The sequence below is a fragment of the Methylobacterium sp. W2 genome (genome assembly GCF_020662345.1).
In the GTDB taxonomy this organism is placed as follows: Bacteria; Pseudomonadota; Alphaproteobacteria; order Rhizobiales; family Beijerinckiaceae; genus Methylobacterium.
In genome coordinates this window covers 1-20,106 of sequence record NZ_VMOA01000049.1, presented here as the reverse complement: position 1 = coordinate 20,106, position 20,106 = coordinate 1, and the positions used below count along the sequence as shown (strand labels likewise).

15 protein-coding genes are annotated in these 20,106 nt (G+C 65.4%); 8 read left to right on the top strand and 7 right to left on the bottom strand.

What is annotated here, in order from left to right; all coding sequences use genetic code 11:
* The first annotated feature begins 10 nt into the window (after positions 1-10).
* Both FPV16_RS21665 and FPV16_RS21660 read left to right on the top strand, forming a co-directional pair.
* A complete protein-coding gene (locus tag FPV16_RS21665) occupies positions 11-313 on the top strand; it encodes a YggT family protein (RefSeq protein WP_227440525.1) in 303 nt (100 codons plus the stop codon).
* Between the two features lie 50 nt (positions 314-363).
* On the top strand, positions 364-1,410 hold the full coding sequence (locus FPV16_RS21660) for a MaoC family dehydratase (protein ID WP_056141443.1): 1,047 nt from the start codon (positions 364-366) through the stop codon (positions 1,408-1,410).
* 9 nt (positions 1,411-1,419) lie between these two features.
* Here the strand turns inward: FPV16_RS21660 and FPV16_RS21655 are convergent, their stop codons facing one another.
* Complete coding sequence (locus tag FPV16_RS21655) at positions 1,420-2,223, bottom strand: TSUP family transporter (protein WP_227440524.1); 804 nt, start codon at positions 2,221-2,223, stop codon at positions 1,420-1,422.
* Between the two features lie 61 nt (positions 2,224-2,284).
* Positions 2,285-2,854: a L,D-transpeptidase gene (locus FPV16_RS21650; RefSeq protein WP_413629333.1), complete on the bottom strand. Its 570-nt coding sequence runs from the start codon at positions 2,852-2,854 to the stop codon at positions 2,285-2,287.
* 1,036 nt (positions 2,855-3,890) lie between these two features.
* Between FPV16_RS21650 and FPV16_RS21645 the strand changes: the two genes are divergently transcribed.
* On the top strand, positions 3,891-5,072 hold the full coding sequence (locus FPV16_RS21645; RefSeq protein WP_227440554.1) for an efflux RND transporter periplasmic adaptor subunit: 1,182 nt from the start codon (positions 3,891-3,893) through the stop codon (positions 5,070-5,072).
* A 3-nt stretch (positions 5,073-5,075) separates the two neighbouring features.
* A complete protein-coding gene (locus FPV16_RS21640; RefSeq protein WP_227440523.1) occupies positions 5,076-8,237 on the top strand; it encodes a multidrug efflux RND transporter permease subunit in 3,162 nt (1,053 codons plus the stop codon).
* A 151-nt stretch (positions 8,238-8,388) separates the two neighbouring features.
* Here the strand turns inward: FPV16_RS21640 and FPV16_RS21635 are convergent, their stop codons facing one another.
* A complete protein-coding gene (locus FPV16_RS21635) occupies positions 8,389-10,071 on the bottom strand; it encodes an acyl-CoA dehydrogenase family protein (protein ID WP_227440521.1) in 1,683 nt (560 codons plus the stop codon).
* Positions 10,072-10,261: 190 nt separating this feature from the next.
* Positions 10,262-11,161 carry a DMT family transporter gene (locus FPV16_RS21630; protein ID WP_227440519.1) on the bottom strand — a complete coding sequence of 300 codons (900 nt, stop codon included), beginning with the start codon at positions 11,159-11,161 and terminating at the stop codon, positions 10,262-10,264.
* A gap of 169 nt (positions 11,162-11,330) precedes the next feature.
* Between FPV16_RS21630 and FPV16_RS21625 the strand changes: the two genes are divergently transcribed.
* Together FPV16_RS21625 and FPV16_RS21620 are read left to right on the top strand one after the other, a co-directional pair.
* Complete coding sequence (locus tag FPV16_RS21625; protein ID WP_227440517.1) at positions 11,331-12,215, top strand: YihY/virulence factor BrkB family protein; 885 nt, start codon at positions 11,331-11,333, stop codon at positions 12,213-12,215.
* Between the two features lie 123 nt (positions 12,216-12,338).
* Positions 12,339-13,166, top strand: a complete 828-nt coding sequence (locus tag FPV16_RS21620; protein ID WP_227440515.1) for a transglutaminase-like domain-containing protein — start codon at positions 12,339-12,341, stop codon at positions 13,164-13,166.
* 157 nt (positions 13,167-13,323) lie between these two features.
* Here the strand turns inward: FPV16_RS21620 and FPV16_RS21615 are convergent, their stop codons facing one another.
* The gene (locus FPV16_RS21615) at positions 13,324-15,105 is read right to left on the bottom strand and encodes a glucan ABC transporter ATP-binding protein/ permease (RefSeq protein ID WP_227440514.1); all 1,782 of its coding nucleotides are present in this window, start codon (positions 15,103-15,105) and stop codon (positions 13,324-13,326) included.
* A gap of 279 nt (positions 15,106-15,384) precedes the next feature.
* Between FPV16_RS21615 and FPV16_RS21610 the strand changes: the two genes are divergently transcribed.
* Positions 15,385-16,158 (top strand): motility protein A, encoded by a 774-nt coding sequence (locus FPV16_RS21610; RefSeq protein ID WP_227440513.1) that lies wholly within the window; start codon positions 15,385-15,387, stop codon positions 16,156-16,158.
* 20 nt (positions 16,159-16,178) lie between these two features.
* On the top strand, positions 16,179-17,009 hold the full coding sequence (locus FPV16_RS21605; RefSeq protein WP_227440512.1) for a flagellar motor protein MotB: 831 nt from the start codon (positions 16,179-16,181) through the stop codon (positions 17,007-17,009).
* Positions 17,010-17,023: 14 nt separating this feature from the next.
* On the opposite strand, the gene FPV16_RS21600 is transcribed toward FPV16_RS21605, so the two are convergent.
* Together FPV16_RS21600 and FPV16_RS21595 are read right to left on the bottom strand one after the other, a co-directional pair.
* On the bottom strand, positions 17,024-17,521 hold the full coding sequence (locus tag FPV16_RS21600; RefSeq protein WP_227440511.1) for a CAP domain-containing protein: 498 nt from the start codon (positions 17,519-17,521) through the stop codon (positions 17,024-17,026).
* 36 nt (positions 17,522-17,557) lie between these two features.
* The coding region (locus FPV16_RS21595; RefSeq protein WP_227440506.1) for a DUF3772 domain-containing protein at positions 17,558-20,106 on the bottom strand (2,549 nt) is incomplete at its 5' end.

The window sequence follows — 20,106 nt, the reverse complement described above, 5'->3', positions numbered from 1 at the left end:
CAGACCGCGCATGTATGCTCTTCTCTGGCTCTTCGACACCGTCGTGCAGCTCTTCATCTATGTACTCATCGCCAGCGCCGTGCTGAGCTGGCTCGTGGCCTTCAACGTGGTCAATGTCCGCAATCCGATCGTCTCGCAGATCGGTCAGGTGCTGTATCGGCTGACCGAGCCGGTCCTTCGCCCGATCCGCAGCATCCTGCCCAATCTCGGCGGCATCGACCTGTCGCCGATCGTCCTCGTGCTTCTGCTGCTCTTCGTGAGCCGCCTCCTGCACGAGTTCATTCCGCCCCAGACCGTCGTCTACGGCGGCTGAATCCGCCCCGGGCCGAAGAGACGAGACCCAATCCGAAGGACGACCCAGTGATGAAGACCAATCCCGGCCGCTTCTTCGAGGATTACCGCCTCGGCGAAACCATCCGCCATGCCACCCCACGCACGGTGACGAGCGGCGACGTCGCGCTCTATACCTCGCTCTACGGGCCACGCTTCGCGGTGCAGTCCTCGGATGCTTTCGCCAAGGCGATCGGCTACCCGCAGAGCCCGCTCGACGACCTCCTTACCTTCCACGTCGTGTTCGGCAAGACGGTGCCGGATATCTCCTTGAACGCGCTCGCCAATCTCGGCTACGCCGAGGGCGGCTTCCGCCGGCCGGTCTATCCCGGCGAGACCCTGTCCACGGTCTCCGAGGTGATCGGCCTCAAGGAGAGCTCGAACCGCCAGACCGGCGTGGTCTACGTCCGCTCCACCGGCTCGGACGCCAATGGCGAGACGGTTCTGAGCTATTGCCGCTGGGTGCTGGTAAAGAAGCGCGACCCGGAAGCAAAGATCGAGCAGGAGCACGTCCCGACCTTCGCCAAGGTGGTCGATCCGGCCGACCTCGCCGGTGCCCTGCCGCCGCTCAACGTCGGCGCCTACGATCTCGACCTTGCCGGCTCTCCGCACCGGTTCGGCGATTACGTCGTCGGGGAGAAGATCGACCATGTGGACGGCATGACCGTCGAAGAGGCCGAGCACCAGATCGCTACGCGACTCTACCAGAACACCGCGAAGGTGCATTTCGACGGGTTCGCCGCCAAGGATACCCGTTTCGGCCGCCGCCTGATCTATGGCGGCGTCGTGATCTCGCTCGCCCGCGCGCTCAGCTTCAACGGCCTCGGCAACGCCTTCGCGCTGGCCGGCATCAATGCCGGGCGCCACGTGGCCCCGCTCTTTGCCGGTGATACGGTCTACGCCTGGAGCGAAGTGCTTGAAGCCGCTGAGCTTCCCGGCCGTTCCGATATCGGTGCCCTGCGTCTGCGTACCGTCGCCACCAAGAACCAGCCCTGCGGTGCCCACCCGGACAAGACCGGCGACGGCTACGACCCCGCCGTGATCCTCGACCTGGATTACTGGGCCTTCATGCCGCGCTGACGCCCGCGCTCAGCTCCCGGCGAACAGCCCGGCCACGGCCTGCCGCAGCGGGTTCTCGGGGTTCGACAGCAACCGGATCGCCATCGCGCAGGCGATGGTGACGAGGAGCGGCCGGATCAGCTTCGCACCGAGGCGGATCGCCAGGATAGAGCCGATCTGAGCTCCGATGAAGGCCCCCACCGCCATGGCGAGGCCGATCGGCCAGACCACATGGCCTCCGGCCGCGAACAGGGCGAGGCTGCCGAGGTTGCTCGCGGCATTGGCGAGCTTGGTGTGGGCGGTGGCGCGCACCACGCCGAGGCCGAGCAGCGTCACGAACCCGATCATATAGAACGCCCCGGCGCCGGGGCCGAACACGCCGTCGTAGAATCCGACGGCGGGAGCCCAGGTGAGCGCGAACAGGCCGGGCCGCATCCGCGCCGTCGCGTCCTCGCTGCTCATCCGCCGCGCGAAGGCGAAGTAGAACGCGATCCCGATCAGCAGGACCGGTACGGCCGCGTCGAGGACGGGCCGCGGCAGCAGACTGACACAGAGTGCACCGCCGATTGACGCGAAGCCGGCGCTGAGCGCGATCTTCCATGCCGCCGGCCAATGGATGTGACCGCGACGTGCGAAGGCGATGGTCGATGAGACGGCCCCCGCACTGCCCTGGAGTTTGTTGGTGGCGATGGCGCTCACCGGATCGAGCCCGGAAAGAAGCAGGGCCGGAACCGTGATGAGGCCGCCGCCCCCCGCAATAGCATCGACACACCCGGCCGCCACGGCCACCGCGAACAGGCCCGCGATGAGGCTGATGTCGATCCCGAAGATCATTCCGATTCCTACTTCGTCCGGTCACGACCGACCGGAGACCGGCGGGAAGCGGATCGGGTTTTCAGTTGCGCACGATCACCTTCGTGCCGACCTTCACCCGGTCGTAGAGGTCGACCACATCCTTGTTGGTCATGCGGATGCAACCCGACGAGACGGCGGCGCCCATGGTCTCTGGCTCGTTGGAGCCGTGGATACGGTAGAGCGAGGAGCCGAGATACATCGCCCGTGCGCCAAGGGGGTTGTCCTGGCCGCCGGCCATGAAGCGCGGCAGGTCGGGCCGCCGCGCCAGCATCTGCGCCGGTGGGCGCCAGGCCGGCCATTCCTTCTTCATCGTCACCGACTTCTGGCCGGACCAGGAGAAGCCCTGACGGCCGACGCCGACGCCGTAGCGGACGGCCTGACCACCGCCGAGCACGTAGTAGAGCCGGCGCTGAGTTGTTGAGACCACGATGGTGCCGGGCTTCTCCGCCCCCTTCCACGCAACCGTCTCGCGCGGGATCGCCTGCTCCTTGAAGATGTTCATGAAGTCCGCGATCGGCCCGCTGTCGAACGGGTTTGCGGCGCTGGCGGCGCCGCACGTGGAGACGCCCACGCCCATCGTGAGAGCCGTGGCGGCGAGAAGGGAGCGCATGCCCATTTTGGTCGTCTCCGGCCGGACCTGGACAGGCCGGTGCATATGCACCCCGTCTCCCATTCCGGCGAGGTCCAGACTCGGTGAGCCGGACGTCAGATGATCGGGTGGGCAGACTTGGCCGGATGGTTAAGGACGGTCAACCCGCTGCGATGCGAACGAAATATGCTGTGGGATTGGGGCAACGGCCGTGATTCGAACTTCCATCGGGCTGTTTGACAGAATGTCGCAGGTTATTGCGTTGCGGGAACTTTCGCCCCACCCTCAGTCTCGTGACCTCATCGCCGACCAGATCTGCCGTCGCCTCTCTGGAGGCAGGATGCCTCGCTTCGACCGCCTCGCTAGCGCAGGCGTTCGTCCATCCGCGTTCAGCCCTGTCGACCATGCTGGTCTTGCTCTCCCTCCTTGTCATGGTCCTCCCGACCTTGCCTCACGGGCTGTGGGCCGTCGGAGTCGAAGCGCCGGTTTCCGGCCAAGGGCCCGACGGTCTCATAAGCCAGGGTGAGGCGCCGTCGACGGGATGCTCACCGCGTCTGGAGATCGATGACGCGGTGGCCCCGCCCTCTCTTCCGGGATCGCGATCGCTCGGTACAGCCTTGGCGCCGACCCTTCGCGGGCGGTCCGCTTTGTCCCTCGGGATAAACGCCGACGCACCGCTCCAACGCCCTCCCCGGATAGTGGCTTGAGAGCTTGGCCGCGGCGTTTTGACCACCCCGCGTCGAAGCTTCTCCTTTTCCCGGCTGGCGTCGCGCGATCGCCCAGATTGTGAACGATTGCTGAAGCCGTGATGTATGGGGTTGGCCTTGGGCCGGCCGCTGCATGCCCAGTGACGCCATGGCCGCCTCGCGTGGCCCAGCGATTGCCACGGCGCTGAGGTCGCTTCGCGGATCTTTGCCCGGGACTTGAGTGTCAGAGCTGCCAATCCGCCGGGCGGATTGCGATCGACCGCGTATCGCACAGGAGCGAAATCATCGTGACGTCCACTGCCCTTCGTACCCGACGTGTCTGGCCGGCCTCCCTGGCTGCAGCCTCCGTCATGGTCGCCCTGTCCGCCTGCAATCAGAAACAGCAGGCCGCGGCTCCGGTTCCAAGCCCACCCGCCGAAGTCAGCATCGTCACCGTGCGCGAGCAGCCGATTCCTTATCTCCGCGACCTCCCCGGCCGTGTCGCGCCGCTGCGCATCGCCGAAGTGCGTTCCCGCGTGTCCGGTCTCGTGGTCAAGCGCACGTTCGAACAGGGCAGCTTGGTCAAGGAAGGCGACATCCTCTACAAGATCGACCCCGCCCCGTTCGAGGCAGAACTGGCCAGTGCAGAGGCAGCGCTCGCCCGCACGGAGGCGGCCCAGGTCCTGGCGGGCCAGCAGGCCGACCGGCTCGAGCAGCTCCTGTCCCGCCAGACCGCGAGCCAGGCGCAATACGACAGCGCCTATGCCGGCCTGAAGCAGGCTCAGGCCGAAGTGGCCGGTGCCAAAGCCGCCCGCGACCGGGCCAAGCTGAATCTCAACTACACCGATGTCCGCGCGCCGATCTCCGGCCGGATCGGCCGCGCCCTTCTCACCGAGGGTACGCTGGTGGAACAGGGGGCTACCGCCAACCTCGCCACGATCCAGCAGCTCGATCCGATCTACGTGGACATCACCCAGTCCGTCGGTGAGCTGAACAAGCTCCGCAGGGACCTCGCCAGCGGCGAGCTCTCGCGCCTATCGAACGATACCGCCAACGCGCATCTCATTATGGATGACGGTTCGCTCTACGGTTCGGCCGGCAAGGTGCTGTTCTCCGATGTCACCGCCGATCCGAGCACGGGACAGGTCACCCTGCGCGTGTTGTTCCCGAACCCGCATGACGAGCTGTTCCCGGGCATGTATGTCCGCGCCCGCATCAAGCAGGGCATCGATGTCGACGCCATCGCCGTGCCTCAGCAGGCGATCCAGCGCACCAATGACGGCAAGGCCGAGGTCTGGGTGGTCGGCAAGGACGACAAGGTGATGCTCCAGCCGGTGGAGGTCGGACCCGTCGTCGATTCGCAATGGGTCATTCGTGACGGGCTCAAGTCCGGCGACCGGGTCGTGGTGGAGGGCGTCCAGAAGATTTCGGTCGGCTCGTCGGTCAAGACCGTCGAGATGAAGGTGGCCGCCCAGGCGGAGGCCAAGCCCTACGATACCGATCTCGACGACAAGGCGCCCGCGGCGCAGCCCGCTTCCGCTCAGGTGCGCTGACCCATGGCACGCTTCTTCATCGATCGCCCGATCTTCGCTTGGGTCGTTGCGCTCTTCATCTGCCTCGGCGGCATCCTGTCGATCCCGAGCCTGCCGGTGGCGCAGTATCCGGTCATCGCGCCGCCCTCGATCGCCCTGTCGACTTCCTATCCCGGAGCATCGGTCGAGAACCTCTATACCGGCACCACGCGCCTCATTGAGGACGAACTCAACGGCGCGGCCAACATCCTCAGTTTCGAATCCGCGAGCGATGCGTTCGGCGTGATCGAGATCACGGCGCAGTTCCAGCCGGGCACGGATTCGAGCCTCGCAGGTGTCGAGGTCCAGAACCGTCTCAAGCGCGTCGAGGCGCGCCTGCCGGCCGAGGTACGCCAGCAGGGCACGCTGGTGGAGGAAGCCTCCGCCGCGACGCTGAACATCATCACCCTGATCTCTCCCGACAAGTCGATGGATGAGATCGCGCTGGGCGACTTCCTGATCCGCAACGTCATCAACGAGATCCGCCGTATCCCCGGCGTGGGTCGCGCGACGCTCTACTCCACCGAGCGCAGTCTCCGCATCTGGATCGATTCCGATAAGCTCCGTGGATTGTCGCTGAACGCCTCGGACGTGTCGAAGGCGATCACCAACCAGAATGTCCAGATCGCATCGGGCGCCGTCGGCGCCATGCCGAGCCCGGCCTCGAACACCGTCAACTTCCCGATCATCGTGAAGGGACAGATGACGGCGCCGGAGGAGTTCGGCGCTATCGTCCTGCGTGCCAACCCGGACGGATCGAACGTGCGCCTGCGCGACATCGCCCGGATCGAGCTCGGCGGTGAGGATTACAAGTTCACCACCCGCCTGAACGGCGGTGAGGCGGCGGGCATCTCGGTGACCCTGGCGCCGGACGGCAACGCCCTCGAGACCGCGTCCGCCATCCGCGCGAAGATGGAGGAGCTGTCGCAGTTCTTCCCCTCCAACGTGCAATGGGACATCCCCTACGACATCACGCCCGCGGTCGAAGCCTCGATCAAGAAGGTGCTGATGACGCTGGTGGAGGCCGTCATCCTCGTCTTCGTGGTGATGTTCCTGTTCCTACAAAACATTCGCTACACCCTGATCCCGACCATCGTCGTGCCGATCGCCCTCATGGGAACCTGCACGGTGATGCTGCTCGCCGGCTTCTCGGTGAACGTGCTCACCATGTTCGGCATGGTGCTGGCCATCGGCATCCTCGTCGACGACGCCATCGTGGTCGTGGAGAATGTCGAGCGCATCATGAACGAGGAAGGGCTGTCTCCGAAGGAGGCGACCCGAAAGGCGATGAGCCAGATCACAGGCGCCATCATCGGCATCACCCTGGTGCTGATCGCGGTGTTCATCCCGATGGCGTTCTTTCCCGGCTCGGTGGGTATCATCTACCGTCAGTTTTCGATTGCCATGGTGACATCCATCGGCTTTTCGGCGCTTCTCGCCCTGACGCTGACGCCGGCTCTCTGCGCCACCCTGCTCAAGCCCATCGAGAAGGGCCACGGCCATTCCAAGGGCGGCGTGTTTGGCTGGTTCAATCGGGTCGTCGACCGGGAGACCGCACGTTACGGACGCGGCGTCGCGGGGATGATCAAACGCTCGGGCCGGGTGATGATGGTCTACCTCGCCCTCGTCATCGGCCTCGCCTTCGCCTTCGTGCGGATGCCGGAAGGCTTCCTTCCGGTGGAGGACCAGGGCTTCTTTACCGTCGACATCCAGACGCCGCCCGGTTCGTCCTTCAACCGCACCCTCAATGCCGTGAAGGCGGTGGAGGAGCACCTGATGGCCCAGTCCGGCGTCGCCACGGTGACGGTGGTCAACGGCTTCTCCTTCTCCGGACAGGGGCAGGTGACGAGCCAGGCCTTCGTCACGCTGAAGCCCTGGGGCGAGCGCGACGCGGCCAACTCGGCGGCTGTCCTGGTGGAGGGCACCAACAAGGCGCTCGGCGCCTATAAGGACGCTGTGATCCAGGCGCTGGAGCCGCCGCCGATCGACAATCTCGGCAACGCCTCGGGCTTCAGTTTCCGCCTTCAGGACCGCGCCCAGAAGGGGTATTCGGCCCTGATGGCGGCGCAGGAACAGTTGCTGTCGCTCGCCAAGAAGAGCCCGATCCTGCAGAAGGTCTATGTCGAGGGACTGCCCCCGGCACCGCAAGCGGAACTCGTCATCGATCGCGAGAAGGCGGCAGCCCTAGGCGTCGATTTCGAGGAGATCAACAATACGATCCAGGTCAATCTCGGTTCGGTCTATACCAACGACTTCCCGAACCGGGGCAAAATGCAGCGCGTCATCGTGCAGGCCGAGGACAGCCAGCGCCTGAAGGCGGCTGATCTGCTGAATTACGGCGTCAAGAACAGCCAGGGCGCGATGGTGCCGATGTCGTCCTTCGCCGATCTCAAATGGAGTGTCGGGCCGGCGCAAATCATCGGCTTCAACGGCTACCAGTCGGTGCGGATCACCGGCGAGCCGGCACCGGGCTACACCTCCGGCGATGCGATCGCCGAGATGGAGCGCCTGATGCAGCAGCTGCCCAAGGGCTTCGGCTACATCTGGACCGGCCAGTCGCTGCAGGAGAAGCAGGCCGGCAGTCAGGCGACGCTGTTGCTGGCCCTGTCGATCCTGATCGTGTTCCTGTGCCTCGCGGCTCTCTATGAGAGCTGGTCGATCCCGTTCTCGGTGTTGCTGGTGATTCCGCTCGGCGTCATTGGCTCGGTGGCGGCGGTCTACCTGAGGGGCCTGCCCAACGACGTCTACTTCAAGATCGGGCTCATCACGATCATCGGCCTTTCGGCTAAGAACGCGATCCTGATCGTGGAGTTCGCCAAGGACCTGTGGCGACCGGGCAAATCGCTGGTCGATGCGACCATCGAGGCATCGACGCTCCGCTTCCGACCGATCGTGATGACTTCGCTGGCCTTCATCTTCGGCGTGGTGCCCCTGGCCATCGCTTCGGGCGCGGCGTCGAAGAGCCAGCAGGCCATCGGCACCGGCGTGCTCGGCGGCATGATCTCCGCCACGATCCTGGCGGTTCTGTTCGTGCCGGTCTTCTTCGTCTTCGTCATGCGCCTGTTCAAGACGAAGCCGGTGGAGCACGAGCCGAAGGCGGCTGATGCGGGCTCGATGCCGTCGAGCCATCACGCACCAGCGGAGTAGGATCCGCGCCTTATCCCCGTATTTGGGAGGGGGACATCAATACAGAAAAAGGCCTGGAACCAGGGATAACCCGGTTCCAGGCCTTTTTTTCGTTCGAAGACCGCGTCGGCGACCGGGCTGACTGCCCAGCCGCCGCGCGCGGCGTGGAAGTTCAGGCGGTCTCGAGCAGGCGGCGGGCGATGACCTGGGCCTGGATCTCGGCGGCACCTTCGAAGATCGAGAGGATGCGCGCGTCACAGAGCACGCGGCTAACCGCGTATTCCAGCGCGAAGCCGTTGCCGCCGTGGATCTGGAGGGCATTGTCCGCTGCCGCCCAGGCGACGCGGGCGCCGAGCAGCTTGGCCATGCCGGCCTCGAGATCGCAGCGCTTGCCCTCGTCCTTCTCGCGGGCGGAGAAGTAAGTCAGCTGGCGGGCGATGTTGATCTCCACCGCCATCATCGCGATCTTGTCGGCGACGCGGGGGAAGTTGATCAGCGCCTTGCCGAACTGCACCCGGTCCTCGGCATAGCGCAGGCCGAGGTCGAGGGCGTTCTGCGCCACGCCGATGGCGCGGGCTGCCGTCTGGATGCGGGCGGATTCGAAGGTCTGCATGAGCTGGGTGAAGCCCTTGCCTTCGACTTCGCCGAGGAGGTTGGCCGCCGGCACTTCGAAATTGTCGAAGGCGAGCTCGTATTCCTTCATTCCGCGATAGCCGAGAACGTGGATCTCGCCGCCGGACAGGCCGGCCACCGGGAAGGGATCCTCATCGGTGCCGCGCGGCTTTTCCGCAACGAGCAGCGACAGGCCCCTGTGGCCCTTCTCCTCGGGCTTGGTGCGCACAAGGCAAGTCATGATGTCGGCACGGACCGGATGCGTGATCCAGGTCTTGTTGCCCGAGATCCTCCACACGTCGCCGTCCTTCACGGCCTTGGTCCTGAGGGACGCGAGGTCGGAGCCGGTATTCGGCTCGGTGAACACGGCGGTAGGGAGGGTGTCGCCCGAGGCGATGCCCGGAAGGAAGCGATGCTTCTGCTCCTCGGTGCCGCCACACAGAATCAGTTCGGCAGCGATCTCCGAGCGCGTGCCGAGCGAGCCGACGCCGATATAGGCGCGGGAGAGTTCCTCCGAGACCACGCACATGGAGATCTTCGGCAGGCCCATGCCGCCGTATTCCTCGGGAATCGTCAGACCGAAGACGCCGAGTTCGGCCATCTTGGTGACGATCTCCATCGGGATGTAGGCGTTCTGGCTGTGCCACTCATGGGCGTGCGGTACGACCTCGGCGAGACCGAAGCGGCGCATCTCGGAGCGGATCGCCTCCATGTCCTCGTCGAGACCGGATTTGCCGATGGTGGCCGAGCCGCCGTTGTCGCGGATGCGCGCCACGAGCGCGGCCCGGTTTTCAGGCGTGTTGCCCTCGGCGATCATACTCTCGACGGCATCGGTCCGGAACTTCGCGACCTCGCGGACGGACAGGCCCAGCGAGCCGGTCGGACGCACGATCTCGCCCTGGCTCATGGGAATGCCGGAGAACATCTGGTCGAGATATTCGCCTATGCCGATCTTCACGAGGAGCGCCTCGGTCTCCCCGAACTCACCGGCTTCGGTCAGGCGTGCCGCATAGGCGCCGAGCTCGCGCACACCCTCTGCATAGGTGGCGAGCCAGGCCAGGCCATGGGCCGCATGCTGCTCGGCCTCGAGCTTCTCAGGCGAGATCTTCCCATCGGCGCCGAGGACCTTCGCGCGAACCCGACGGGTCGCCTCAGCGACGAGGGCTTTGGCGGCTTCGCCGGAGCCCTGGGCGAGGGTCAGGAGATCCTGCGGTTCGGTGGAGACGGCCGGGGAAGCGGACATGGTTCGAATCTCTCAAATCAGAATGAGGGTTGGCGCTCATTATAGGCAGGTTTGCCAAGTCTGTAGAGGCGTCTCGCCGCAGCGCGGCACTATCCCGCTTGAATTCATTATTTCTTTCCGGAGAAAGCCCGGTTCTGCTCGACAAAACTAGGAAATCTGAATTTTATTGAGAGATGAATCAAAGAAAAAGTCACCTGCGGCTAGCGACGGCGACTCCGATCGTGGCCACCGCCATGCCGGTCATCTGCACCGGCGCCAGGGTCTCGCCGAACAGCAGATAGGCCATGGCTGCCGAAACCGGCGGCACGAGGAAGAGCAGGGACGCCACGCCGGCCACTTCGCCGCGCCGGATCAAGGCGAGAAGAAGCAGGATGCCGGCCACCGAATTGACGAGGATTGACCAGGCCAGCCCGCCCCAGAGCGGCAGGGACGCGTCGAAACGCCCAGTGCCGAACATAAGCGCCGCCGGAACCGCGAGGAGCGCGGCCCCAATGAACTGGATCGTCGCATTCGGCAACAGTTCGGCCTGTCCAGCATGGCTCTTCTGCCAAAGCGTGCCGATGGTCATCGCCACCATGGCCCCGAGGCAGGCCAGGAGGGGAAGCGCCGGGATGCCGGATGCGTCCGCCGTACCGATTTTAGGGGCGAGCACGAGAAGCGCGCCGGCAAAGCCCGTGGCGATCCCGGCCCAGCGACGGGGGCTGACGACCTCGCCGAGGAACGGGCGCGCCATGGCCGCCGTCAGCAGGGGCTGGAGACTACCGACCAGGGCGGCGATGCCGGATGGCAGGCCACGCTCCACCGACCAGAACACGCCGATGACGTAGATACCCTGCATCAGCACCCCGGCGACCAGGGCATCGCGCCATCCCGCCCGGCTACGCGGCCACCTCGCGCCGAGGCCGATTGTGATGGCGGTGAGAACGATGGCGACGCCGACGAGTCGGATAGCGACGAAGGTGAAGGCCTCCGCATGGGGCGCCACGAAACGCGCGGCGACGAATCCCGACGCCCAGATCAGGACGAAGACCGACGAGACCAGCGATGCGGGCACGGTGCGGGTTGGGGAAGCCGGTGTATCGACTGACATGACGGTGGCGCAGGCAACACACCGAACCGCCGAACACAAGCCGTCCCGGTGGCGGGCAGCACTGCATCGACTGGACGATCGAACCGGACGTTGCGCCATCGTCCAGCCTCGCGTTTAGACAGACGGTCTCATCCCGAGCCCCACAGTCACGAGAAGCGCCCCACCCGCCGTGAGCCGTCTCAGCAACAGCGCCAGTATCGCCAGCCTCGCCGCCCAGCGCTTCGTCGCCCATGACGGCTGGGCGATCGCGAGCCATATCGCACTCTCGATCCTGACCTCGCTGTTTCCCTTCCTGATCCTGCTCGCGGCTTTGGCCGGTCTGTTCGGGACCAAGTCGCTAGCCGACGAGGCGGGCGTCCTGATTTTCGAGGCGTGGCCGCGCGAGGTGGCAAAGCCCATCGCGGGTGAGGTTCACCGCGTGCTCACCGAGCAGCGCGGCGGCGTGCTCACCATCGGCGCGCTGCTCGCCCTCTATTTCTCGTCCTCCGGAGTGGAGAGTCTCAGGGTGGGGCTCAATCGAGCCTACGGCCTGCGTGAGATTCGGCCCTGGTGGCTGACCCGCCTCGAATCGATCGGCTATGTCGTCTGCGGCGCCTTCGCCATGCTCGCCTTCGCGCTTCTCGTGGTCCTCGGTCCGTTGATCTGGCGCAGGGTCATCGACGTGGCGCCGGGGCTCGAACCGTTGAGCCTTACCGTCGCCATCGGTCGCATCGGCATCACCGCCTTTCTCCTCATGGCGGTTCTCGTCATCGCCCACAAATTCGTGGCGGCCGGCCGACGCCCGATCCTGTCGGTGCTTCCCGGCGTCGCGGTGACGCTCCTCCTGTGGTTCCTCGCTGGCCTCGGGTTCGGCTTCTACCTAGACCGATTCTCCACCGCTTACGCTTCCACTTATGGCGGGTTGGCGACGGCGATGGTGTTTCTGGTTTTTCTCTACTGGCTCGCCGCGATGTTTCTCTTCGGCGGCGAAATCAATGGCACCGTCATTGCAGCACGGCGCCAGCGGCTCCAGGCCCGGATGCTGGCAAGGCAGGCCGAGGCGCGTCGGCACTGAAGCAGGGTGCCGCAGCCTGCATGCCGACATCCACCTGTGACCTTCGCGGCCTATGCCGAACGGTCTCGCGCGGGCATGAGGGCAGCGGGGCTGGCGCGATGGTCGGTCGGAGGTTCAAGGGTAATGCGCATCAGGTTCGGTTGCGAGATGGGCTACGACTTCGCCTATCCTACTCCGATGATCGCTCGATTGACGGCGCATCCGAGCCGGTTCGCGCGAGCGACCGAGCCGGACCGCTTGGCCATCGGCCCGGAGACGCCGCATGAAGTGTTCATCGACGATTTCGGCAACCGGTGCTGCCGCCTCGTGGCGCCGGCGGGGGCGGTGACCCTCTCGGTGGAGGGATGGCTCGAGGATGACGGTCATCTCGATCCGGTGGTGCCGCAAGCGATCCAGCATCCCATCGAGGACTTGCCGCTGGAGGCCCTGCCTTTCCTGGTGGCGAGCCGCTACTGCGAATCCGATCTGCTCTCGAACGAAGCCTGGCGCCTGTTCGGCGACGTCTCACCCGGCTGGGCCCGTGCCCAGGCGGTCTGCGATTGGGTCCACGGCCATATCAGCTTCGGCTACGGATATTCCAACGTCGATCGCACCGCCGCCGATGCCCTCGCCGTCGGGCGCGGGGTGTGCCGCGACTACGCCCATCTGTTCGTGGCGTTCTGCCGTGGCCTCAACATGCCGACGCGGTACTGCACCGGCTACCTCAGCTTCATCGGCGAGCCCGAGCCGCATGCGCCCGGCGATTTCGCTGCCTGGACCGAGGTCTATCTCGGCGGGGCCTGGCATATATTCGACCCGCGCAACAATGCCCCACGCCGTGGCCGCATCCTCGTCGCCCGTGGGCGAGATGCGGCGGACGTGCCACTGACCCATACGTTTGGATCGAACGTCCTGACGAAGTTCAGAGTGTGGGCCGAGGAGGAGATCGAAGACGCCTCCTCGTCGCGATAGGAAGCATTGAGTGGGAACCCCCTTCTCCCCACCGCGGGAGAGGGTGGTCCGCGTAGCGGGTCGGATGAAGGGAGCGCGTTGTCCGAAGAGGTCGCCCCCGTCTTCCGCTTGCACCGCAGGCACCCTCCCCGGCAGAGGGGGGGAAGGTCATCTCATGTCACGCCGCCAGGGCGAGAGCTGGTTCCGTGGCGTCCGTACCGGCCATGAACTGCGCCCGGGCGAGGTCGGCGAAGCGGCCGTTCTCAGCGACGAGTTCCTCGAAGGTTCCCGATTCGACGATCCGGCCCTCGTGGAAGACGAGGATGCGGTCGGCGTTGCGGATCGTCGCCAGGCGGTGGGCGATGACGAAGGTGGTCCGGCCCTCCATCACGGCCTCGAGCGCACCCTGCAGCTTACGCTCGGTTGTCGCGTCCAGAGCGGACGTGGCCTCGTCGAGGATCAGCACGGGGGGGTTCTTGAGCAACGCCCTGGCGATGGAGAGACGCTGGCGCTCGCCGCCGGAGAGCGAGCGGCCGCGCTCGCCGATGATCGTGTCGAGACCGTCGAACTGGCGATCCATGAACTCCGTCGCCTGGGCGCGGTCGAGGGCGTCGAGCATATCCGCATCGGTGGCGTCGGGACGGCCGACCTGAAGGTTCTCGCGGATCGAGCGGGCGAACAGCATCGGCTCCTGGAACACCACGCCGATGTTGTGGCGCAGGGAGGAGAGGCCGATGTCGCGAATATCGGTGCCGTCGATGCGGATCGCGCCGGTATCCGGGTCGAAGGCGCGGTGCAGAAGGCCCAACGTGGTCGACTTGCCCGAGCCGGTGGTGCCGACGAGGGCGATGGTCTGGCCGGCCTGCGCGGTGAAGGAGACGCTCTCCACGGCCTTGCGGCGCGGGGTGTAGGAGAAGCCGACCTGATCGAACGAGACCTCGCCCTCGAAACGGGCCACCTGCACGGCGCCCGGACGATCGTGCACGGCCGGGGTAGTGTCGAGAATCTCGAAGTACTCGGCGATCTTAGGCATCTGCTGGAACAGGCCGTTGATGCAGGTAGCGACTTGGTCGAGGCGGGCGACGAGCATGGTCGCGAGGCTCATGAAGGCCACGACTTCACCGATCGAGGCCATGCCGTGCTGGTGCAGGGCGATGCCCGTGATGAAGATCGCCGTCATGGTCAGCGTCGCGGCAGCGCGGGTCGCAACGTTGGCGAGGGCCCACCAGGACAGAACCGGGATCTGGGCTGCGAGCAGGTTGCGGATGATGCCGTGCATGGCCTCCTTCTCCGCCTTGGCGCGGGTGAAGGACTGGATGACGGCGACGTTGCCGAGAGCGTCCGAGGCATGGGCGGCAAGGCCCGACTGGTAGGCCTCGACCCGGCCCTGCAGCATCTCGGTGCGGCGCATCACGAAGGTGGTCAGCACGGTGAACATCGTCACCAGCACGACCAGGATCGAGCCGAGCTGCCAGTTCACGAACAGAGTCATCGGTAGGAGCACGGCCAGGGACACGACGGCCACGAAATGATCGCGGAAGAAGCCAAGCCAGAGCCAGAACATGCCGTTTGATCCTTCCAGCATCGCCTTGAGAACGCGCCCGGAATGATTCGAGGAATGGAAAGCCAGGGGCAGTTCGAGCACATGCTCGAAGTAGTTCGCCATGGAGGCGAGACGATTGCGATGGGCCAGCCTGTCCGCATGCAGCGCGATGGTAACGCCGGCGGCGATGGTGAACAGGCCGAAGGCGACCCATGCGCCGATGAGCGGCGCCAGCGTCGAGAAGGCGTTGCCGTCGCTCTTCAGGTGCGTCAGCTGATCGATGATGCGTCCCATGAGCAGCGGCTCGGCGAAAGCCGCCACCGCGAGGGCCACATTGGCAAGGGCGAGCAGGATCGCCAGGCGCCGATCGGCGCCGAGCAGGCTCATGACACGCGCATAAAGACGAACCAACGGCATGACGACGTATGCTCCGATGCCAATCCCGGCGCGGTTCCTTTTGCCGGAACCTTCGCCCTTTATCATTTGTCCCAGGGGTCGGCTCCCATCTCGGAAAGCTCCCAAACCCTTTGGCGTGATCGGCTTATGGAGAGTGGAGCCTGAACGGGGAATGACGGGAATGACGGGAGCGGACCGTTATCCTTTACGGTTCGTTCAGCGCGACTGCCTAAGTCTGAGCGCGTCGCTTTCCGCTCGGATCCTTTTCCGTGGTGCTGGGTAAGCCGACCAGGGTTCACCATGGATCTCGCAACCGGTATCGGGCTTCTGGGCGGCTTCGGTGTCGTCTTCACCCTGATCATGATCGATGGCGGCAACTTCGCCGCCTTTTTCGACAAGCATGCGGTCATCGTCATCTTCGGCGGTTCCACCGCGGCGACGATGATCCGTTTCCCGTTCGCCACGATGATGCACGGCCTGCCGATGGGCATGCGCTACGCCTTCACCATGCGGGCGATCAGACCGCGCGAACTCATCGAGGAAATCACCAAGATCGCCGATGTCGTGCGCAAGTCGGGCCCGATGGCCCTGGAGAACATGGAGATTTCCGATCCCTTCCTGGCGCAGGGCGCCCGCTACATCGCCGACGGCTACGACCGCGAGTTTATCCGCGACACGATGGAGCGAGACCGCGACAATTTCCTGATGCATCTCGACGAGGGCTCGAAGATCTACCGTGCCTTCGGGGACTGCGCTCCGGCATGGGGCATGATCGGTACCATTCTCGGCATGGTGACGATGTTCGCCAACATGTCGGACCCGTCGAAACTCGGCCCCGCCATGGCGACCGCGCTGCTCGCCACCCTCTACGGCGCGCTGATCTCCAACATGATCGCGCTCCCGCTCGCCGACAAGCTGCACGTGAAGCTGGAGGAGGAGGACGTATCCCGCTCGCTCATCATCGACGGCATCCTTCTCATCCGCGACTCCAAGAGCTCGTCCCTCGTGCGTGAAATGCTGATCGCCTACCTGCCGCATAACCACCGCGACGACCTCGCGGCGGAAGCGGCCTGACGGGAAGAGGGTAACCGGCCGTGGCCAGGAAGAAGCGCGGAGGCCATGGCGGTCACGGTTGGTTCGTGACCTTCGCCGATCTCATGGCGCTGCTGATGAGCTTCTTCGTGATGATCGCGGCCTATTCCACACAGGACCAGAAGAAGATGCAGGCCGTGGCCGGCTCCATGCGAGACGCGTTCGGCGTCAATAAGGAATCGCGCTTTGCAGGCATCATCGAGGTGAACGGACTTCCGACGCCGGGGCATATCAAGAACCGCCGCGACATCCCGCCCGAACAGGCCACCGATCGACCAAACCCGCCGGACCTTGAAGCGAGCGCTACGGAGGGGACCCCTGACAGCGGCTACCCAGAGGCGTTCGGTCTGGCCGCCGCGAGCCTGCGTCAGGCGATGCAAGACATGCCCGAGATCGCGGAGCTTTCGAAGAACGTCATCGTCACCCCGACGCAGAAAGGCCTCGACCTCTCCTTGGTCGATCAGGACGGCAGCACGATGTTCCCGAACGGGTCGAGCCGCCCGAACGACCGGACCCGGCGCCTTCTGGAGAAGCTTGCCCCCGTCATCCGTCAATTGCCCAACCGCATCGCGGTGACAGGCTACACCGCGACCGACAGGCCCGGAACGCGCCCCCCTGCCCCGCCCTGGGAACTCTCGGCCAACCGCGCGATCAGCGTGAGAGAGATCCTCGCCGGCGCTGGCGTACCCGATGATCGATTTGCTTCGGTCTCCGGCAAGGCGGATACCGAGCCGCTATTTCCGGACAACCCGTATTTGTCCTCGAACCGCCGCGTAACGGTGACCCTCATGAGTGAGCAGGCCCCGACGCCGCGTTCGATGAAGTCGCCCTGAGGGCGGCACGCGGGCTACTCGGCGACCAGCAGCGCCCAATAGACCTTGTACTTCGAGTGCGGCGCATAGGCCGTGGCGATGCCCATGCGGGTGGCACGGGGCGCCAACATGACGCTGTTATGAGCCGGGCTGTCGCGCCATCCCGAGAAGGCCTCCGCCAGGGTGTGATAGCCGGCCGAGAGATTGGCCTGTGCGCCCGCATAGCCGAGGCGCTGCACCGCGATCTTCACCGTCTGGGCTTGGCTCGGCTTGTCGGCTGCCGCCATTGCCGCCGCCTCGGCTTCGGCGAGACGCTGCAAGTCCGGGTCGATCCGTAGGGGAGCGCCGCCGCTCCGCGCACGATAGGCCGAGATCATATCGCGCGCGGTTGCCGAATCGACCGATGCGCTGGAGGTGGTCATCGGCCAGTACAAGCTCGGAAGCGCACCGGTCGTCGGCGCTTCCCTGGCGCAGCCGGACAGCGCAAGGCCGCCCGCAAGCGCGAAGCCGAACACCCGGAATCCTATCGTCATCGTTCCCGCCTCGCGTTCGTCGCCGATCGTGTCGGTCTACGACACTTCCGCAGGGCTCCTACGCCGGTTCGGTTCACGGGGCGTTGCCGAGCGCATCGGCTCGGCTTCCTCGTTCGCGGAAGGATTATCCTGCCGATCATCGACCTCCTCCACCTGAGCTGGTCGATCCTGGCTTCGGTTCTGCGCGAACACGCCCGCAATCTGCCCGAGTGCGGTCTGGACCGGCTCCAGGCCCTGGACGGTGACAACGCTCGATCCGGGGCCGAGGGCCGGTATGAACCCTGCGCCGGACAAGGTCTGAAACACGGAAAAGTTCAGGTCGCTCGTCACCTTCAGACTCATGCTGACATCGACGATCATCGCGATCAGTTCGAATTCGAGGAAGGGATCGCCGATCTTGCGGAACACCACCCGCGGCGCCGGCTCCTTCAGCACGTCCGGATGAGCGGCGGCGCAGGCCACAAGCATTTCGGCGGCACGGACCGGATCTTGGTTGCGTAGGACGTTGACCGTGATGGTGACCCGGCCGGTGCGGTCGCCGCGCACCCGGTTCTTCACGATGCCGGAAATGAGGTTCGAGTTCGGCACGATCACCGCTGAACGGTCGAAGGTCTGGATCTCGGTGGACCGCACGGAAATGCGCTTCACGATGCCCTCGCTGTCGCCGATGAGCACTTGGTCGCCAACGCGGATCGGGCGCTCCCACAACAGCAGCAGGCCCGAAACGAAATTGTTGACGATGGATTGAAGGCCAAAACCGATACCGACGGAGAGCGCCCCGGCGACGATGGTCAGCTTTTCGAGACTGAGGCCGAGATAGGAGAAGGCCAGTGCGAGGGCGATCAGGAACCCGCAATAGCCCGTGATGGTGGAGATCGAATTGCGAAGACCCGCATCAAGATCGGTGGCCGGCAGGTAGGTCTGTTCCAGCCAGCGCTGGACGGCGCGGGTGATCACCACGCCGATCACGAGAAGCCCCACCGCATAGGCGATGGTCGAGAGCGAGATCGTCACATCTCCAACCTTGAAGCCGAAGAAGGCGCTGCGCACGGAGGTGAACACGTCGGTGGAATCGAGACCCCAGGGCGCCAGCGCCAACAGGGCGGCCACGAGGATCAGAACCACCCGGGCGAGTCCGGTCGAAAGGACGGCGATCTGGTTGATCGAACGCTTGCGCAGGCCGGTATTCGCCTGGAGCGCTGTGGCGAAGCGGGTCTCATCCTTCAGCGTGCCGCCGATGAACGTGTCGGCGCTGGAGATGAGCAGATAGAGCAAGGCGATCAGGCACGCCGTCCAGACCAGCTGGTCGATGAGGAAGGCGGCGAAGGCGACATAACCGACGAGCGGCGCAATGCCGATGACGATCACGGCGGCCCATCCTAGGAGCCGCGCTGGCCCGCCGATCGTGGTGGTTGATTCCGGCGCCACGTAGGGGCCGAAACACGCCTCCTCCTTGTCGGCGGTATCGGCGAAACGATGCAGGCCGATGGCGAGGATCAGGATGGTGGCGAGCGCGCCGATGCCACGGGTGGCGATCGAGATCGACAGTGCGGCGTAGATACCGGAATTGAGCGCCTCGATGGACTTCACCACCGTGATCACCGTGGCGATGCCAACGGCGAGTCGCGTCAGTCGCGACGCCGTCGAATCACTGAGCGGAGCAGGACGCCAGGACGGCTTCTCCGGCGACAGCAGCGCGTCGCAGAGGGCCTCGACGAAGGCGATGAAGGCGAGGCCGCCGAGGATGGCACCCGCCACCGGCATGAGCCGCTGCGGCAGCAGGTCCGTGGAATCGAGGGCATAATAGACCGCGTAGCTCCCCACCACCGCCGGCACGGTGCCGAGGAGGAAGACGCGCCAAGCCGCCATCAGCTTCATGCGCTGGGTCGGGTCGACCACGCTCTGGCTGCGCCGCCCGAGGCGCGGTGCGATGTTCCGACGCCCGAAATACAGCGCCACCGAGATGCCAAGCGCGACCCCGAGCAGCAGCAGATTCCATATCGATCCGTTGCGGCCGAACAGACCGGCGATGTCGCTGACGGCGGCTTGCAACGCCCGGATGTCGCGGGGGACATCGTCGGCGATACGCATCCAGAGATCAGGATTCACCAGCGCCGACGAGCGCTCGAACAGGCCGCGGGTGAAGGCCGCCCTGCGCTTGTTCGTGATCTGGTCGATGATCTGGTCGCTCTGGACGAGGAGCGATTTGGCCAGCCTCTGCGTCTCGTCGATCTCGGACACCGCGTGCTCGCGCTCGGCACGCTCCTTGGCGACGTCCTCGCCCTCCTCGCCTTCCTTCGGCTTCGGGCCGAGCTGAGTCAGGCGCTCGCGGGCAGCTTCGAGGCGCGGGGTGGTGGCGTCGATGATCTGACGGATCCGGTCGGCGATGGCATCGAGTCCGTCTCGTGCCTTCAGTAAGTTGGCGGGATCGACGTTGCGCCCTGCGAGTAGCTTCTCGCGCTCGTCGAGATTGGCCTTGGCCTCGTCGAGTCGATCGCGGACATTTTTGATGGCCTCCGACACCGCCGGTTTCGGCGCAGGCGGCTTCGCGGCTGGAGCGGGGGCTGCCGCAGTGGGTGGGGCGG

Bases quoted from the DNA above. Each gene is read 5' to 3' on its own strand.
- FPV16_RS21665 (WP_227440525.1), top strand. From the start codon at position 11: ATGTATGCTCTTCTCTGGCTCTTCGACACCGTCGTGCAGCTCTTCATC.
- FPV16_RS21660 (WP_056141443.1), top strand. From the start codon at position 364: ATGAAGACCAATCCCGGCCGCTTCTTCGAGGATTACCGCCTCGGCGAA.
- FPV16_RS21655 (WP_227440524.1), bottom strand. From the start codon at position 2,223: ATGATCTTCGGGATCGACATCAGCCTCATCGCGGGCCTGTTCGCGGTG.
- FPV16_RS21650 (WP_413629333.1), bottom strand. From the start codon at position 2,854: ATGCGCTCCCTTCTCGCCGCCACGGCTCTCACGATGGGCGTGGGCGTC.
- FPV16_RS21645 (WP_227440554.1), top strand. From the start codon at position 3,891: ATGGTCGCCCTGTCCGCCTGCAATCAGAAACAGCAGGCCGCGGCTCCG.
- FPV16_RS21640 (WP_227440523.1), top strand. From the start codon at position 5,076: ATGGCACGCTTCTTCATCGATCGCCCGATCTTCGCTTGGGTCGTTGCG.
- FPV16_RS21635 (WP_227440521.1), bottom strand. From the start codon at position 10,071: ATGTCCGCTTCCCCGGCCGTCTCCACCGAACCGCAGGATCTCCTGACC.
- FPV16_RS21630 (WP_227440519.1), bottom strand. From the start codon at position 11,161: ATGTCAGTCGATACACCGGCTTCCCCAACCCGCACCGTGCCCGCATCG.
- FPV16_RS21620 (WP_227440515.1), top strand. From the start codon at position 12,339: ATGCGCATCAGGTTCGGTTGCGAGATGGGCTACGACTTCGCCTATCCT.
- FPV16_RS21615 (WP_227440514.1), bottom strand. From the start codon at position 15,105: ATGCCGTTGGTTCGTCTTTATGCGCGTGTCATGAGCCTGCTCGGCGCC.
- FPV16_RS21610 (WP_227440513.1), top strand. From the start codon at position 15,385: ATGGATCTCGCAACCGGTATCGGGCTTCTGGGCGGCTTCGGTGTCGTC.
- FPV16_RS21600 (WP_227440511.1), bottom strand. From the start codon at position 17,521: ATGACGATAGGATTCCGGGTGTTCGGCTTCGCGCTTGCGGGCGGCCTT.